Genomic DNA, 15,588 nt, shown 5'->3' on the forward strand with positions numbered 1-15,588 from the left:
CATATGCTGTGTTTTCATGGTTTTGGTATGCATGGCAAACAATTTTTAGCTTTAGCGCCCGAACTTAGCAATAAATATACCTTTTGGGGATTTGACCTTTTCTTTCATAAGGAAACCAAATTGAAGGATAACAGTTTAGCTGCTGTAAAAACCGGGCTTGCCAAAAAACAACTGGCTGATTTAATAGTTTCCTTTTGCAAAGCCCAGCAGATAGACCGGTTTTCGGTAATAGGTTATTCCATGGGATCGCATTATGCAACAGCGATTGTTGAAGAACTTCCGTCTTTGATCAACGAATACATTGTTGCGGCGCCATCGTCTATTAAACCGGGTAGCCTGGTTAGTTTTTTTAGCAGGAATGCGGCCGGGAATAAAATTTTAGAGAAAATAGTTTTAAGTAAAAACGCGATGGTAAACCTGTTGGTTACCTGCAAAAGAGTTGGCCTTATGGATGCCGAAGGCTATAATATTTTGTTAAAAGAAATTGAAACAGAAGAGTTAAGGTTTAACATGTACGCATGCTTTACTTATTTGCGGTTTTTAATAACCGATGAAGCTAAGTTGACCAGGTTACTTAACGAATATGCTATACGGAGCATTTTTATTTTTGGGAAGCGTGATAAAAAGTACCCGCTTGCTATCGGGAAAGCTTTTTTAGCCGGGATAAAAAACGCGGAAATAATAGATATGGATGAAAGCCACGAAATAATTAATAAACGTTTTGCTGCAGTTTTAGGAGGCCTGTTGTTATGATCATTAAATCAAAACCACTGCCCCTTTTTTTATTGAACATTGCCGGGTACCTGGTTGAAAGGGTTTTAAAATCGCGTTTAAATAAACTGGTTATTAACCCAATTGAAATTAAGCCAGGCCATTCCTATATTTTATTATGTAATCACTTCGGCTTTGGCGATGGTTTTTTAGGCTTCTATTTAGCCTGGAAGGTAATTTTAAAGCAGGGGCAAATGAAGCGTTTATACATCATGTCGTTAAAAAAGCAGATGCAAAAGAACCGCTGGCTTAGGTATTGCGGTAGTTTTTCTGTTGAGCCGGGTAAAAAGTCCATCAGGGAAAGTTTTGCATATGCTGCCGAACAGCTGGCCGAACCGGGTAACCTGCTGCTGTTTTTTCCGCAGGGAAACCTGGAAAGCTGTCATATCCGGTCGATTAAGTTCCAGGAGGGTATTGCCGAAATAATCCCGTTAATTAAAGGGAACTGCCAGATCATATGGACCAGCAATATTATCGAATACTTTGAAAGTATAAGTCCCTCGGTATATTTCAATATGCTGGATTGCGGTACAAATCACAACTTCGACTTTGATACATTGAAACAACAAATTAACCAGCACCACCTTCAATCAATTAAGCAAAATATACGTTTTACCGACGAGGAAAACTAACAGGATATAACCGCAATCGCATTATGTTATTGCCTGGCCCCAGGTACGTTGACGGCATCCCGCTGTTACAATTTAACTGCCACCTAAGTATTGGTTTATACCAAAAACATTATTACCTATTAAAACAGGATTACCAGGGGCAGATTGAACCTGGATGGTCATTTTTCCGGATTCAAAGGAAATGTTGTTGGTTATAATAGAAGATTGTTGAAGGCTGTAAAGAGGCCAATAACCCATTTCAACCATTGCTTTAATTAATATTTGCTCATCGGCGGTAAAGTCAGCATCCGAAGTAAGGTTAAGCGTAATTCCATCCACAGCCAGCACAGATCCAATAGCATAATTAAACGTTCCATCGCTGCCAAAAAATTTGTCCCAGTTAACGGGCGTTGTCCATGGGGGAGTCGTTTTGGACACCAATGCAAGATGAAGCAATCCCGAGTTATACCATGCACCGGGTGTTATGGGCACAACACAAAAATGGGCGAAACTTACTGTAATAGAAATGGTGCTTAGTGCAAACTTTTTATTCAAATGTAAGCCGCACCAACTCCCGGTCCATAATCCAAAAAAATTAGGGTCATAACCGGGTATCCATGACTTTGATACATTGGGATTATCGTTTAATCAGTTAAATGAGAAATTTGCGGGTGCCGATGTCCGTAGTGTTRATGTTAAATAAGAAAAAGAAGGTGAATAATCAACCGGTTTTGCATTTGACCCTTCATAGGGTTTTAAAGCTGCCTGACCGCTGTTAATAAGCAACTGATAGGAGAGGTCGGTACGCCCTATGTTAGCTACAGACGGCGCATTTATCATAGCCCATTGAAACCACACAGTTGGTAATGTATTGGCAGGTGGCTGGGGCGATAAACTCTTTAAATAAACAGTCCATCTTGCATAATTAGCAGCACCGATGTCTTTTCTAAAGGTACTGTCAGGAAATGCCAGCTGATTTATTACGGCTGCATATTGGCTAAAAAAGCTGGGCTGGTTATATAACCAGTAATTATATTTTAAAGTTGGCGGGGGAACGGTATTAAAATAAGCCCAAAGGCCTTCATCATCTTTTGGTATGGCAAGAGGTTGTATCAGCTGAAAATTATTGATCGACAAGTTCAGGCTGCCGGCCAATTGGTTGTACCACGCGTCTGTAATTGCTGTAATGCTGTCGCAAGGAAGATTTATGTTTGTCATCATTAGCGGTATATAATAATCAACCTAAAAATGAAGGCTGGTTTTTAGCCAGCCTTCAAAAGAAATTATGCATTCACCTCTTCGAAATTTTTTGCTGAGGCATAAAGAGCAATTGCAGGCGCTGATGAGTGCCCAACAAATTCTCCTGCAGATAGTACGTTAACACCCAGCACAATAGGCACACCTTGTATGCTTGATGTGGTAATTTGCAAATTACCCTTCTCATTAAAGGTTGCTGTATTGGTTGATGAGCTGCCGCTGCTGCCGCAATAGAATGGCCAGAATCCGGCAGATCCGCTTGATGTAATAGTCTGCTGATCCAATGTAGAATAGGAAGCGTCAGAAGTTATTGTTACCGACATACCAGAAGCAACAATTACGTTGGCGCCAAAACGCTGCATGTTTCCGTTGGTACCAAAAGTATTATTCCAATTGATAGATGAGCCCGGGCTCCATGGGTTTCCGCTTTGGTTAGCATAGGCCAGCCCCATTGCAGATGAGTAGTACCAGGCGCCAGGTGTATTAGCAAAAACCAATACATTGTCGAATGATGCATTAACTGTTACATTACTTGCGGCAAATTGCTCACTGATTGAAGACGTAGAGCTGCTGCCTCCCCAAAGTCCAAAGAATCCTGAATCGGAACCGCCTGTCCATGAATTGCTTACATTAGAATTCATGGAGTTGCTGTTAAACGAGAATGCTCTTTGAGGACTACTGTTTAACTGGTTTACCATATCGGTATAACTAAGCTGCCAATCGAAATTTATTGGAAGTCCTTGTGCATCTGTATAAATTAAAGCCAGTTCGTTTTGAGCAGTAGCAATAGGATCTAATAAAATAGCGGCATAATCAGAAGAACCGATATTGGCAACGCTTGGTGCATAAAACATAGCCCAGTTTCTAAACATAGTAGGGATTTGATTCATACTGGGAAGCGTAGGGAGCCTTAAAACGTAGGCTTGCCATTTTGCATAATTGGCTGCACCGATATCCTCCTTAACATTTATTTCTCTTGAAGGAACCAGGGCAGACAGTAAACCTCTGTAATCGTTGTAGAATTGATTACCACCGCTTGCTGCAAACTGCTGTGTTAAAGAAAAAGGTGGGATATTATTGTAATATGCCCAGAATATACTGTTTGCTGCAGAGCCACTTGCGATAGGTGGCGCTGGCTGAATGATTTGGAAGGAATCCGAGCTTTGTCCCAAGCCTTGTGAGAATCCATTATACCAACCATTTTGTAAATCTAAGAACGTACTCATGTTTGAATTGCTTTAGTTTTCCCCTACGTAAGGCTTTTGGGGATTTGCCCCTGTAACGATGCATTTACAGGTAAGCCCGTTTTTTTGAGTGGTAGCTGATCTCCACTTTTCAAAAGCTTTTGCATAACAAAGTTGCTTTTAAATACTACCGCAGATAAGCGTGTAAATACCTGTTTTTAAACCCCCGTGTTTTTACCTGTTTTTCATGAGTATTTACCTTTATTGCGGAGTTTGTATAGCTATGGCGCCGCCGTAAATTAACCCGGCATGCTGCAAACACGACCCCGATGAGAGATCCTGTAGGGAGGGAGGAGAGATAATTTTAAATCATTTTATGGAATGTTTATAATCCCTGCATCTAACAGGAAATAAGCAATCCATGAAAAGACTAAATTTATTTTTTTTATCGGTAACTGTATTCATAGTACTACAGGTATCAACTGCCTTTGCCCAAAGCCCGCAACTTACTGTAGATGGTAAAAGCAATAACGGCGTAAAGCTGCAGCAACTAAAAATTGACGTTGCCATTTACGGTAATATCAGCCGTACCACCTGGCAAATGACTTTCTTTAATACCACGTCCCGTATTTTGGAAGGCACATTAACTTTTCCGCTTAAAGATGGCGTAAGCATCAGCCGGTATGCTTTAGATATTAACGGCAAAATGCGCGAGGCCGTTCCGGTTGACAGGGGGAAGGGTACGGTAGTTTTTGAGGCTATTGAACGCCGCAGGGTTGATCCGGGTTTGCTGGAAAAAGTTGAGGGCAACACTTTTCGTACCCGTATTTATCCCATTAATCCGCACAGCACGCGCACTGTAATTATTGGTTACGAAGAAGAGATCCCGCTGGCAGATAACGGCAATCTGAAATTTACTTTACCCCTCAATGTAAAAGATACGGTAGATAAGTTTTCGCTTAACGCGGCTGTAATTCAAAGCATAACGGCCCCGGTTACCGATAACTCCAATGGTGATAACCTGCAATTTGATAACCATCAAAATACCTATACTGCCTCTATCGAAAAAATCAACTATACACCTGATCATTCCCTGTCTTTCTCGATACCAAAACCATTGAATGCAAATGAGGTAATGTTACAGGCTCAAGGTAATAAGTATTATTATTTCGTCAACACTACACTGCAGGCTAAAATTATAAACAAGCCCGCCCCTCACCGCATCGGTTTATTGTGGGATGCATCGTTAAGCGGTGCCAACCGCGACAGCAAAAAGGAATTTGCCCTGCTGGATGCTTATTTCAGAAAGATAAATAATGCCGAAATTACTTTGGTAAGCTTTAGTAACGCCATTTTAAGCACTAAAGCATATAGCATCAGTAATGGTAATTGGTTGGCACTTAAAAACGACCTGGAACATATTACCTATGACGGGGCTACCAACCTGGGAAACATCAATTTGGCGCAATACCAGGCAGACGAGTTTTTATTAATGAGCGATGGGCATCAAACCTTTGGCGAAAAGACCATAAAATTGAGTAGCAAACCTGTTTATTGTATCAATTCATCAGCATCGGCCGATTATAGTAACCTGAAACTGATAGCCTTGAAAACGCATGGCGAACTTATTGACCTTACCAGGGATGATAACGACAAGGCGCTAAAAAGTTTAACTACGCAGCCGCTGCATTTTTTAGGGATAAAGGCCGGTGCTTCAGTCGAAGAAAATTACCCTTCTTTGCCGGTTGCGGTCGGCCGTACATTTTCAATTGCAGGTATTACGCGAAACCCTAACCAGGCCATCACTTTACAATATGGTTATGGCGATAAAGTGAGCTACGAAAAAGTCATCACGCTCGACCTGGCAAAAAACGCGGTTGAAGATGTTGATGTGGCCAAACTATGGGCGCAAAAAAAGATAAGCGAACTGGATATTAACTACGACAACAACCGGCAGGACATCGAATCATTAGGTAAACGTTTTGGTATAGTAACCCGCAACACGTCCCTCATTGTTTTAGAAACCGTGCACGATTATATTCAATACGGGATTGAACCGCCTGCCGAATTGCGCGAACAGTATGATGCCATTATGAAGCAAAGGGCACCCAATAATGTGCAACCTCAACGAGAAAACCTTAGCACTGCTCAATATATGCTAAAGGACTTAACGCAATGGTGGAATGCCGATATTAAGCATGAGGTTAAACCCAGGCCCAGGAACAGGAAAACACCTCGTCAAAATACAGTTGCTGCAGTTGCAGCTGTGGTTATAGATGAACCCGTAGGAAATACGGATGTGAGGCAGGCAACAACAAACGAGGTAGCCAGGTATAAAGCAAACCAGGCGGCACCAGGCTCCAGCCAGCTTAATGAAGTTGTTGTGATTGGATACGGAGGACAAAGAAAAACATCTGCAACAGGGGCTGTGCAAGCAATACAACCGGCCTATTTACAAGGGCGGGTAGCAGGTTTATCGGTAAATCCAGGTACTCCGGGTTCAGCCGACAAAGTACTTATTCGTGGTAACTCCAGCGTGGGTAACACGCAGCCATTGTACGTTGTTGATGGAGTGGCAACCAGCAATCCACCCAATGTTAATGCTAATGATATTGCATCAATAAATGTATTAAAGAATGCCAATACAACAGCCATTTATGGTGTTAGAGCCGCAAATGGAGTAATTGTGGTAACTACTAAAAATGGCCGGGCAGCCAACCCCGACTCTGTTGTTAGCCAATTAAAACAAAAAGAGGGAATCAATATTACCTACAATCCAGCAAATGCCGATTATTTAAAAACTATCCAAAAAACAGCCAAAACCGGGCAGTATCAAAAGTACCTGGAGTTAAGGCAGGCCTTTAGCGGCAACCCTGTTTACTATTTTGATGTGGCCGACTATTTTATAAAAACCGGGAACAAAGAACTGGGCCAGCGCATATTAAGTAATTTGGCCGAGTTAGACCTGGGCAGCTATGAGCTATATAAAATGCTGGGCTATAAATTAAAACAAACCGGAGATTTCGAGGGTGAGGTATTTGCCTTTAAAAAAGTTACCGAATTGCGCCCCTTAGATCCGCAAAGTTACCGCGATTATGGCCTGGCTTTGGAGGATGCCGGCGAACACCAGAAGGCTTTAGATGTACTTTATGCTGCCATGAAAAAGAGTTATACGGCCGAAGCCGACGGCCTTTATAATGGCATACAGGAAATATTTTTACCCGAAATAAACAGGATCATCGCCTTAAATAAAGAGCGCCTTAATCTTTCTGCAATTTCTAAAACAGTTATAAAGTCCTTACCGGCAGATATCCGCATAGTAATGGACTGGAATATGAATAATACCGATATTGACCTTTGGGTAACCGATCCGAATAACGAGAAATGTTACTACGGCCACAACCGCACCGAAATTGGCGGACGCATTTCGGATGACATGACCCAGGGATTTGGCCCGGAGCAGTTTTTATTAAAAAAGGCGATAAAAGGCACCTACAAAATTGAGATTAACTATTATGGCGACAGGCAGGCAACCATTGCGGGGCCGACAACCATTATGGCCGAACTATTTACCCATTACGGAACCCCACAGGAAAAAAAGGAGCTTATTGTATTACAAATGAAAAAGGATTCGAAAGGAGCGGTATATATCGGAGATCTGGATTTTAAGTAAAGGGTTTTAACCTTAGCACCAAACTTACGAAGTTTCAAATCTTCGTAAGTTTTTGCACGATTAGAGAAACACAGCATCTTCAGATTTTCGCGAATTATGCCTCGCAATTGCAAAAGTTTCTTTCATCCCTTATCAATCCCGGCTATTTTTCAGCTTGGACAGGTCGCATTGAAGGTTTTTGTCCCAGTTGCCGGTTTTGGCGGCTGCATCATAAGTAGATTGCATAAATTTCAGCAACGTTTCTTCTGGTTTGGCAGATCGTTGTACGGCTTCGTAGGTTAAAAAAAACTCACCCATTTCGCTGCTATAAAACGCTTCCGGCGGTGCCACCTGTTGAGTGCCAAAATCATCCGGTGCAGGGTAACAGTACGAATAAAAAGAAGGGTGCGGAAACTCCTCTGAGCCCGGCCAGAAACCGCATGAGCTTACCTCCTGTGAGTAAGCTTCCTGCATCACCTCTTTTGGTATATTGGGCATAGCCCCCTGGTGCAATGGCGCCGGTCTGCCCGAAAAACGTGTAACAGCCAGGTCAAATGCGCCCCAAAAAAAGTGTACCGGGCTGTTTTTGCCCTGGAAACCGGCCCTGAAATCGGTAAATACATTATGGATCCTGACCAAAGCCTGCCAAAAATTATGCATCACCGCGGCGTTGTAACCGCAGGGTGCATGGTTTTCAGCAAATGGTATAGCGGGGTCTACCTCGTTTGGTACCGCGTAAATAGCTACCTCTACACCTGCTTTTTGAATACTATCCATCAGTTCACCATAAAAACCGGCCACTGTTTGGCCACCAAGTGCAAAATAAAGCCTGATCCCTTCACTGGTAGTGATCTGTACCTGGTGGTTGATAAAATCCAGGTCTATCTGGAAAACGCCGCCATCATAGGGCATACTGCCTGTAGTTAGCCCTGTTGAACTTACATACAGCGTTACCTGCCATGAATGATTGATCCAGGGCATTTTCTGCAGCCTTATTTTACCAACTATCTGGGTATACATATGTGCTGTGGCGATTGTTTCCTTCAGATCGTGGTAAGCCAAAACGGGCCAGGTTGATGTAGGTTGATCGGTCATGGGACTGAAATTTTAAAGGGTAAACAGGGGACGCCCTATTATGTTTTGACGGGAGACGGATATGGAAAAATGGTACGGTGAAAGTATCGGCGATAAACCTAAATGCTTGTTCCGATTTGTACAATTTTAAGGCCGATAGCAGCGGTAATTTTGATAAATAAATTCAAATTAAGTTAATGTTATGATCAATAGAAACAATATTCCCGCTGCGATGCAATTACTTGTCCTGCTATTTTTGTTTAGCCATTGTGATGCGCAGCAAGCAAAGAAAAACACCAGCCTTGAAGAGGCTAAGAAAGCGATAGCCGAAAGTAACAGCATCTATTTCCAGGCTTTTGCAAAAGGCGATTCATCCATATTTATTGATCGCTATGCAAAAGATTGCTGGATTATGCCACCAAATGCACCGGCAATGTGCGGTACAGAAGCGCCGCTCAAATTTTTTAAAATAGCTTATGAGCAAATCGGTCTCAGGAATGGTAAGTTTATTACCATTGATGTTTTTGGCGATGGTGAAGAATTTGTAACCGAAGTGGGGTTTTGGCAGTCGTTTGATATTAATAATAAACTGTTTGATGAAGGTAAATTCCTGGTATTGTGGAAGAAAACTGCAAAAGGCTGGAAAATGTTCAGGGATTCTTTCAGCAGCGACAGGAATAAATAGAAATATCTGCTATTGCTGTTGATGTAAAAGAAATATAAAAATCATAAATTCACGATATGGAATTTAAGCATTTTTTTCCATCAGATATTTTAAAGCCTTACATCAGGCACTATTATATCTTTGAATCAGATTCGGACATTGAATTTGAGGACACCGTATTTCCAAGCGGCGATATGGAAGTGATCTTTAACCTGGGTGAAGGTACGTGGGAATCGTCAGTTGAAAATAAATTCCTCAAAACCCCGCCAATAGAATTATGGGGACAGATCACAAAACCCCTTGCTATCAGGTCAAAGGGCAGGCATACCATGTTGGGAATTAAATTTTTTACGCATTCCGCAGCTTATTTTTTTAATGACGAAATAGGGGTATTTAACGACCAGATCTCCGATCTTACTGATATCATAGGCAGCCCGGCAAAAACTTTACACGCGCAGCTTTTAGAAACAAAAGAACAGGATAAAAGGATAGAGCTGATAGAGATTTTTTTATTGAAAAGATTAATAAGCAGCGAAAAAAGATCTTTTAAGATTGATAAAGTAGCCCATATTTTATCAAGCATAAAAAAGAACCCGGCAGAAAATAACCTTGGTAATATTGCAGCGAAACACGGTATTACCCCACGCTACCTGCACAAATTAATTTACCAGAATACTGGCCTCTCGCCAACATCGTTCAATAAAATAAACAGATTCCAGTTCAGCCTTAAGCTTATTGCCAAAAACGAACAGCCTTTTACTGCCATTGCCTATAGCTCCGGTTATTTCGACCAATCACACTTTATAAGGGATTTTAAATCTTTTACCGGCCTTACACCCTCAGCGTACATGGAAAACATAACTCCTGTTAACCAGCTGTTACTTCAATAAAATTTCAAACGGTTCCGGTTTATACAATTTTAAGATTTACCACTGCCATACCTTTGGTATAATTAAATATTAAACATTTATTGTATGAATACTTTCGAAACATTTTCGCAGCTGCACCAAAACCCAACGCCTTTCCTGTTAGGCAATATATGGGATGTAAATAGTGCAAAACTATTTGAAGCCAATGGTTATAAAGCTATTGGCGTTTCCAGCCAGGCATTGGCAAATTCATGGGGTTATGAAGACGGAGAAAACCTGCCCTTCGAAATCTTGCTGCAATTAGCCAAACGGGTGGTTGAGGTAGTTAATATCCCTTTTTCGGTAGACCTGGAAGGCGGCTATAGCCGCACAATAGCAGGTGTTATCACCAATATAAATAAACTGCATGATGCCGGTGTGGCTGGCATAAACCTGGAAGATACGATTGCCGGCGCTACCCGTAATTTATTGCCTGTTGATGAATTTCAAAAAATCCTTGCGGCCATAGCTGACCATATCAACAGGAACAATTTGAAATTGTTTTTAAACATCAGGACGGATGGATTTCTTTTAGGCTTGCCAACAGCACTTTCAGAAACGCTCACCCGGATCAAGAGCTACGAAAACACGGGCGCCAGCGGGATTTTTGTGCCCTGTATCACCAACGGGGATGACATTAAGGCGGTGGTGAACGCCACCAAGCTTCCCATTAATGTTATGTGTATGCCCGATTTGCCAGGTTTCGAAGAGCTGGGGGGCCTGGGTGTAAAAAGGATTAGCATGGGGCCATTTCTTTTTAACAAAGTTTATGATACCGCCGGGAAACTGGCAAAGGCTGTCATTAGCGATCAAAACTTCTCATCCATTCTGTCATAATTTTCTATTCACCAATAAAAGCAAAAAAAGATGAACCTACCAACAAGAGCACAGGATGCTCATGCCACACTTGCCGCCGCGTTTAACACTGGCGATGTAGCCACAGTAATGAGCATGTACGATGTTACAGGTATTATTGTACCTGAACCAAACAAGCCGGTATCCGGCAAAGATCAATTTGAACAATCGATAAAAGCCATTTTATCCATTAAAGGCAAAATGGAAATTAAAACCGTTTATTGCCTTCAAACAGGCGATATTGCCCTGGGGCGATCTGAATGGAGCATTACCGATGGCAGTGAAGTAAAAATAGCTGCCAAAGGCATCGAAGTAATGAAACAACAGACCGATGGTACCTGGAAAATAGTAATAGACCAGGCATTTGGCGCTGAAGCTAACTTGCTGGCTTAAAAAAGAATAGCCTGCAAATGATGTGTCAGTCCCTGTCTTCTTTATAGGAGCCGGGCCTGGTACATTCATTTTATAAACTGGTAAAAACAGCCAGCTTATAACTATTATTGTCTTTCGGGGTAGCAAAATCAAGCCAGCTTTGTAAAGCTACCTGGGCCGTGCAAGGTCCGTAGGTAATAATCTTGATTTTTCTCTGCAACGATTCTTTCCTCAAGATCTCTAAAACCTCCTGCAGCATTTCACCCATGAAAGGCGTAAACATAAAAAATACAGTCCCTTCAGAATAGTCTGCTTTCCGTGCGTCGACATTTATAAAGGTCACGTTGGATAAATTGAGCGCTGCCGCGCAATCGGCCGCATAATCGCAAAAGGCCGGCTCAAACTCTACACCCTTGACTGTAACCCCGGTGAGGAGATTAATCAGGATGGCTACCTGGCCCAGGCCTGAGCCCAAATCAAAAAAAACATCGTCTTTCGTGAAATGGGATTTCTCTGCAAGTTCGAAAACGATCCTGGCAGACGTTTTTTGGTAGTATACCATTTCCGGCGCTAAATCTTTAGTCTGCTCCGGCATAGTCTGAAGGGGGAATAAACCGTTGATAAAAACATCAAGGTTATCATAACCTGGTTCTTCCTGGTGTTTATGGTCTGAATTAAAACCGGTGTATTCATTAACCAGGTTTTTGAATTCTTTTCCTGTATATCTCCCTGTCCTGATCTTTGCCTGCAGTTTTTGAAACAGGTTAATATCAATTTCTTCCAGTTCGGCCTTTACTTTTTCAACCCAGTATTTCAGCAAAAGCAGTTTGTCTGGTTCTCCTGTTTTCTGCAGGAGTTCTTCAATCTGATCAATAACCCGGAAACCGATGAAATCTATAACCTCCATCCGCTTATCAAAGTTTTTCTCCTGGCGCAGCAGGGTATCTTTTTCTATTTCCTCTATATATGATTGTATTTCATACATAGCCGTTGTTGCCGGGCTATCAGCATTAATAATACCTGGTTCCTTTTTAGTCAATTTGGTGCTTTGATTTTAAGTATGATTGGCCCGGAATTTTTTTGCTCCCCGGCGGTACAAAAATCTAAAATAAATCGCTGGTCATCAACCCGCAGGCAGCCTCGTATGATTTTGCGTTAAGTGGGGGAGGCTTAAACAAAAATATGAAAGCCTGCAGAAGTTAATCTACAGGCTTTGCTCATAAAATCTACAAGCAGATATGGCTTGGATGTTATTTTAGTATGTGTACGCTAATTCGGTTACATTATCTTCATTACCAGAAGGCAATGTCTTTAACGTTCCGAGTGTAAACTCGTATTCAATATTGGTTCTTACGGTATCATTGTAGTTCAATTCGCACTTTTCTTTTGTGCCATTGTTAAAGGTAACCGTGTTTGACCAGCCTGTGCCGCCGCAGGTACGATCCCACCAGTTACTGAAGCTAAGGGTTGGTTTTATTACGGTGCCGTCTTTACCCTGGCTGCCATCTGTATATTTAGCATGCAGGTGACCATGAAAATGCCTGCAATTACTATGATCATTATCTACATCAATAACAGTTTCAACCACAGCGATTTTATCGTTCGGGTCAACCTTTACATAGAATCGGTAAAACATTAGCGGCCTATATCCGTCGTAACTGGAAGCAATCGATGCCACTATGTTAAACTTGAAAGGGTGCAATTTTAAAGCTGGTACAATTTTTTCTTCCTGAACCTGGATGATCGCGTTAGTAAGGTCTTTAATGAAATCTGGTTTTGCAACCTCTTCTTCGGTGATTTTTGAAAGTTTGTTTACCCAATCGTTTGCAAAACCTCTTGCTTCTTTAAGCTTCTCGGTCCTTTGTGGTTTGTCGTCAACATGCCATTGTCTAACCAGTTTATTGTCCAGGTTCTCTATGCTTTCCTTTGTGAAATTGGCCATCCATTCTACGCGTTCGTAATTTGCGCTATGCAAATCTAACTGTGCAGGCGTAATGCGGCAATCAAACAGTTTTACATCATCGTTGTTAACGTTTTTTGCAAAGTTGGCCAGGTGCATCCAACTGGTAAGTGTAACCTCAGTAAGGATTGCCAGGTTTGGCGTATTCTGTTCTCTGATTTTGGCAACAGCCTCGGCCATTTCCTTTATTGATGAGCCACCTGGTATATCGGTACCCATAGTATTCACCATAACAGACATGTTGTATTTGGCCTGTGATTTTTGCAGGTCGCTCTCAAAATTGCCTTTGGCATCTAAAAGTGAGTTGTACGATGCGCTAACTGCCACGTCCATTTTAACCTTATCGGCCATGCTGGAGGCATCAATTTTTACCTCGCCGTAAAGCTCGGTAGTCAGCTGGTAGGCAGATATGTACACGGTACCATATTTTGCTATAAATTGTCTCGCGTCTTTTTTTAATAAGGTGATGGCATCGGCGGTTAACTTGGCATCGCTGTTAAGGTGCACATGCCCGTATGACTTGCGGAAAAACGCCACATAGCTCGACGACGTTTCTGATATGCTGATATTTTTAACATAACTGGCAGCTACAGAACCAGATGCCGCACCGTACGAACCGGTAATTTCTGTAGAAGCACGCTGCAGTTCGTCGCGTTTGTATACGCTGGTACAGGCGGCAACTTTATACCGCGTTTCGGGGCTTGTTGGCTCTGATGGTTTAATGGAACTAAACTCAAGCGGTGAAGCTAATAGTCCCAGGTTTACTACCGTTTGTACCCCTCTGAAAGCTCCCGCTCCTTTTTCAACAGAAAAATTCTTTCCTGTTGCAATAGCATACTGATGAATGTCATCCAGATTGCCGTTCTTCTCGTTTGTCATTTTTTTGATGTGTTAAGTGTTTTAAAATTTTTTTTTCAATTCGGGATATTGGTGATCCCTGATGAAGTAAAAGTAGCGGGAAGGCCATGGGCAGGCATGGTGGTTTATGGGGTATTTAGAAGGGTTTATTTACCCTTTATTTAAGGCAGTAAAAAGGGTAAAGAGCGGCTGTGGCCGGTGTAAATCAGGGTAGGTTAGGTTTTACGTTTTTGGCGGTGGCTGGCTGTGCGCTGCAATATGGTTTTTCGGTATCACAATCACTTTGCAAAACGCGGTTTTGGGAACACTTTGGGCTTAAAACAGTGGCAAGCTCACCGGTGAGAAAACCCGAGGAGACGGTAAATTATTTTATGCAGTACAATATGGTTTTTAATAATTATAAGTCATCCATTTTTTGGCCTGGAGAAGATTCATGGGTATTTCTTTCATTATTATTCCTGGTTACCTTCCTTATTTCCCTTTTCTTTTTTTCAAGGCGTTCTGCTTTATCAATGGAATGTGATTGGTGAATATCGCGGTCTTTTTCTGCAAGCTTGGATACTCTGGCATAAAAGGCGCGCAGCTCATCCAGTTCATTTTCGGTAAGGTCTTCCACGTCTACCATCCGGTTACTGGTAAACCGGTTGGCAGCTATCAATTCGTTTAGTTTTAACTGGATCGCTTTAGATTCCTTGTTTTGCGATTTCTGGATCAGGAAGACCATTAAAAACGTAATGATAGTAGTACCTGTATTGATCACCAGCTGCCAGGTTTCTGAATAATGAAAAACCGGGCCGGTTGCTCCCCAAACCACGATTGTAAGCGCGGCTAAAATAAATGCCGAAGAACTGCCGGTCCAACTGGTAACGGCATTGGCAAATTGTTCAAATATATTCTTCTTTGGCTCAGATGAGGTTGCTTCCATTGTATTCTGCTTATTTAATAAAACGCGGGCTGTTAACCCGCGTTAATACTTTTTAAATGACATATGTTCAGCTTAAATTGTTGAAGATGATCTTTGAATGATGCCAAGTAAAAGTGCAATTATTGCGATAACAAGCAAGGCATGAATTAAACCGGTTGCTGAATAAGCAAACACACTGATCGCCCATCCTATAATCAGGATAACTGCGATGATATACAATAATGATCTCATAGCTTTTATGGTTTGATGTACTTATAAGATTGTAAAAACCATGCCAATTTTTGCTTGAATTAAATTTGAACGAAACGAAATTATATAATAGGTAAATTAGAAGTCAACCAATGGCGTCATTGTATCGCATAGCGGGTTAAGCAAGCTGTTGTACCATTTGATAGAAAACCCTGTATAAATTGCTATACAACAAAGGATGGTTTTAAATAAGAAAACAAAGGCGGGATGGGCAGAAAAAGACGCCATGAGGTTGGCCGTTTATCCGG

15 protein-coding genes are annotated in these 15,588 nt (G+C 41.8%); 7 read left to right on the forward strand and 8 right to left on the reverse strand.

The window, feature by feature from the left end; all coding sequences use genetic code 11:
* Window positions 1-3: 3 nt before the first annotated feature.
* Both AC1DO4_RS00200 and AC1DO4_RS00205 read left to right on the forward strand, forming a co-directional pair.
* Window positions 4-753: an alpha/beta fold hydrolase gene (locus AC1DO4_RS00200; protein WP_477411821.1), complete on the forward strand. Its 750-nt coding sequence runs from the start codon at window positions 4-6 to the stop codon at window positions 751-753.
* Complete coding sequence (locus tag AC1DO4_RS00205; protein ID WP_477411823.1) at window positions 750-1,403, forward strand: lysophospholipid acyltransferase family protein; 654 nt, start codon at window positions 750-752, stop codon at window positions 1,401-1,403. The genes AC1DO4_RS00200 and AC1DO4_RS00205 overlap by 4 nt, the downstream gene beginning before the upstream one ends.
* Window positions 1,404-1,475: 72 nt before the next feature.
* On the opposite strand, the gene AC1DO4_RS00210 is transcribed toward AC1DO4_RS00205, so the two are convergent.
* The 3 genes from AC1DO4_RS00210 to AC1DO4_RS00220 all read right to left on the reverse strand — a co-directional run bounded on the left by AC1DO4_RS00210 (window position 1,476) and on the right by AC1DO4_RS00220 (window position 3,865).
* Window positions 1,476-1,937, reverse strand: a complete 462-nt coding sequence (locus AC1DO4_RS00210; protein WP_477411825.1) for a hypothetical protein — start codon at window positions 1,935-1,937, stop codon at window positions 1,476-1,478.
* A gap of 93 nt (window positions 1,938-2,030) precedes the next feature.
* The gene (locus tag AC1DO4_RS00215) at window positions 2,031-2,603 is read right to left on the reverse strand and encodes a hypothetical protein (protein WP_477411827.1); all 573 of its coding nucleotides are present in this window, start codon (window positions 2,601-2,603) and stop codon (window positions 2,031-2,033) included.
* A gap of 62 nt (window positions 2,604-2,665) precedes the next feature.
* Complete coding sequence (locus AC1DO4_RS00220) at window positions 2,666-3,865, reverse strand: hypothetical protein (RefSeq protein WP_477411829.1); 1,200 nt, start codon at window positions 3,863-3,865, stop codon at window positions 2,666-2,668.
* A 379-nt stretch (window positions 3,866-4,244) separates the two neighbouring features.
* On the opposite strand from AC1DO4_RS00220, the gene AC1DO4_RS00225 reads away from it, so the two are divergent.
* Complete coding sequence (locus AC1DO4_RS00225; protein ID WP_477411831.1) at window positions 4,245-7,496, forward strand: VIT domain-containing protein; 3,252 nt, start codon at window positions 4,245-4,247, stop codon at window positions 7,494-7,496.
* 132 nt (window positions 7,497-7,628) lie between these two features.
* On the opposite strand, the gene AC1DO4_RS00230 is transcribed toward AC1DO4_RS00225, so the two are convergent.
* The gene (locus AC1DO4_RS00230; protein ID WP_477411833.1) at window positions 7,629-8,570 is read right to left on the reverse strand and encodes a DUF5996 family protein; all 942 of its coding nucleotides are present in this window, start codon (window positions 8,568-8,570) and stop codon (window positions 7,629-7,631) included.
* 181 nt (window positions 8,571-8,751) lie between these two features.
* Here AC1DO4_RS00230 and AC1DO4_RS00235 point away from each other — a divergent pair, with 181 nt between their 5' ends.
* The 4 genes from AC1DO4_RS00235 to AC1DO4_RS00250 all read left to right on the forward strand — a co-directional run bounded on the left by AC1DO4_RS00235 (window position 8,752) and on the right by AC1DO4_RS00250 (window position 11,369).
* Entirely contained in the window at window positions 8,752-9,234 is a 483-nt protein-coding gene (locus AC1DO4_RS00235) for a YybH family protein (protein WP_477411835.1), read from the forward strand.
* A 56-nt stretch (window positions 9,235-9,290) separates the two neighbouring features.
* The gene (locus AC1DO4_RS00240) at window positions 9,291-10,103 is read left to right on the forward strand and encodes a DUF6597 domain-containing transcriptional factor (RefSeq protein WP_477411837.1); all 813 of its coding nucleotides are present in this window, start codon (window positions 9,291-9,293) and stop codon (window positions 10,101-10,103) included.
* 84 nt (window positions 10,104-10,187) lie between these two features.
* Window positions 10,188-10,958 (forward strand): isocitrate lyase/PEP mutase family protein, encoded by a 771-nt coding sequence (locus AC1DO4_RS00245; protein ID WP_477411839.1) that lies wholly within the window; start codon window positions 10,188-10,190, stop codon window positions 10,956-10,958.
* Between the two features lie 30 nt (window positions 10,959-10,988).
* Entirely contained in the window at window positions 10,989-11,369 is a 381-nt protein-coding gene (locus AC1DO4_RS00250) for a YybH family protein (protein WP_477411841.1), read from the forward strand.
* A 70-nt stretch (window positions 11,370-11,439) separates the two neighbouring features.
* Here AC1DO4_RS00250 and AC1DO4_RS00255 read toward each other — a convergent pair whose 3' ends face one another.
* The 4 genes from AC1DO4_RS00255 to AC1DO4_RS00270 all read right to left on the reverse strand — a co-directional run bounded on the left by AC1DO4_RS00255 (window position 11,440) and on the right by AC1DO4_RS00270 (window position 15,322).
* A complete protein-coding gene (locus tag AC1DO4_RS00255; protein WP_477411843.1) occupies window positions 11,440-12,387 on the reverse strand; it encodes a class I SAM-dependent methyltransferase in 948 nt (315 codons plus the stop codon).
* A 216-nt stretch (window positions 12,388-12,603) separates the two neighbouring features.
* Window positions 12,604-14,187, reverse strand: a complete 1,584-nt coding sequence (locus tag AC1DO4_RS00260) for a hypothetical protein (RefSeq protein ID WP_477411845.1) — start codon at window positions 14,185-14,187, stop codon at window positions 12,604-12,606.
* A gap of 376 nt (window positions 14,188-14,563) precedes the next feature.
* Window positions 14,564-15,091: a low affinity iron permease family protein gene (locus AC1DO4_RS00265; protein WP_477411847.1), complete on the reverse strand. Its 528-nt coding sequence runs from the start codon at window positions 15,089-15,091 to the stop codon at window positions 14,564-14,566.
* A gap of 72 nt (window positions 15,092-15,163) precedes the next feature.
* Window positions 15,164-15,322 (reverse strand): lmo0937 family membrane protein, encoded by a 159-nt coding sequence (locus AC1DO4_RS00270; protein WP_477405023.1) that lies wholly within the window; start codon window positions 15,320-15,322, stop codon window positions 15,164-15,166.
* Window positions 15,323-15,588: the final 266 nt, after the last annotated feature.

The sequence above is a fragment of the Mucilaginibacter sp. P5_A6 genome, assembly GCF_056400585.1.

Excerpts from the sequence above, each read along its gene's own strand:
- AC1DO4_RS00200 (WP_477411821.1), top strand. The coding sequence starts at position 4 with ATGCTGTGTTTTCATGGTTTTGGTATGCATGGCAAACAATTTTTAGCT.
- AC1DO4_RS00205 (WP_477411823.1), top strand. The coding sequence starts at position 750 with ATGATCATTAAATCAAAACCACTGCCCCTTTTTTTATTGAACATTGCC.
- AC1DO4_RS00220 (WP_477411829.1), bottom strand. The coding sequence starts at position 3,865 with ATGAGTACGTTCTTAGATTTACAAAATGGTTGGTATAATGGATTCTCA.
- AC1DO4_RS00225 (WP_477411831.1), top strand. The coding sequence starts at position 4,245 with ATGAAAAGACTAAATTTATTTTTTTTATCGGTAACTGTATTCATAGTA.
- AC1DO4_RS00230 (WP_477411833.1), bottom strand. The coding sequence starts at position 8,570 with ATGACCGATCAACCTACATCAACCTGGCCCGTTTTGGCTTACCACGAT.
- AC1DO4_RS00235 (WP_477411835.1), top strand. The coding sequence starts at position 8,752 with ATGATCAATAGAAACAATATTCCCGCTGCGATGCAATTACTTGTCCTG.
- AC1DO4_RS00240 (WP_477411837.1), top strand. The coding sequence starts at position 9,291 with ATGGAATTTAAGCATTTTTTTCCATCAGATATTTTAAAGCCTTACATC.
- AC1DO4_RS00245 (WP_477411839.1), top strand. The coding sequence starts at position 10,188 with ATGAATACTTTCGAAACATTTTCGCAGCTGCACCAAAACCCAACGCCT.
- AC1DO4_RS00250 (WP_477411841.1), top strand. The coding sequence starts at position 10,989 with ATGAACCTACCAACAAGAGCACAGGATGCTCATGCCACACTTGCCGCC.
- AC1DO4_RS00260 (WP_477411845.1), bottom strand. The coding sequence starts at position 14,187 with ATGACAAACGAGAAGAACGGCAATCTGGATGACATTCATCAGTATGCT.
- AC1DO4_RS00265 (WP_477411847.1), bottom strand. The coding sequence starts at position 15,091 with ATGGAAGCAACCTCATCTGAGCCAAAGAAGAATATATTTGAACAATTT.
- AC1DO4_RS00270 (WP_477405023.1), bottom strand. The coding sequence starts at position 15,322 with ATGAGATCATTATTGTATATCATCGCAGTTATCCTGATTATAGGATGG.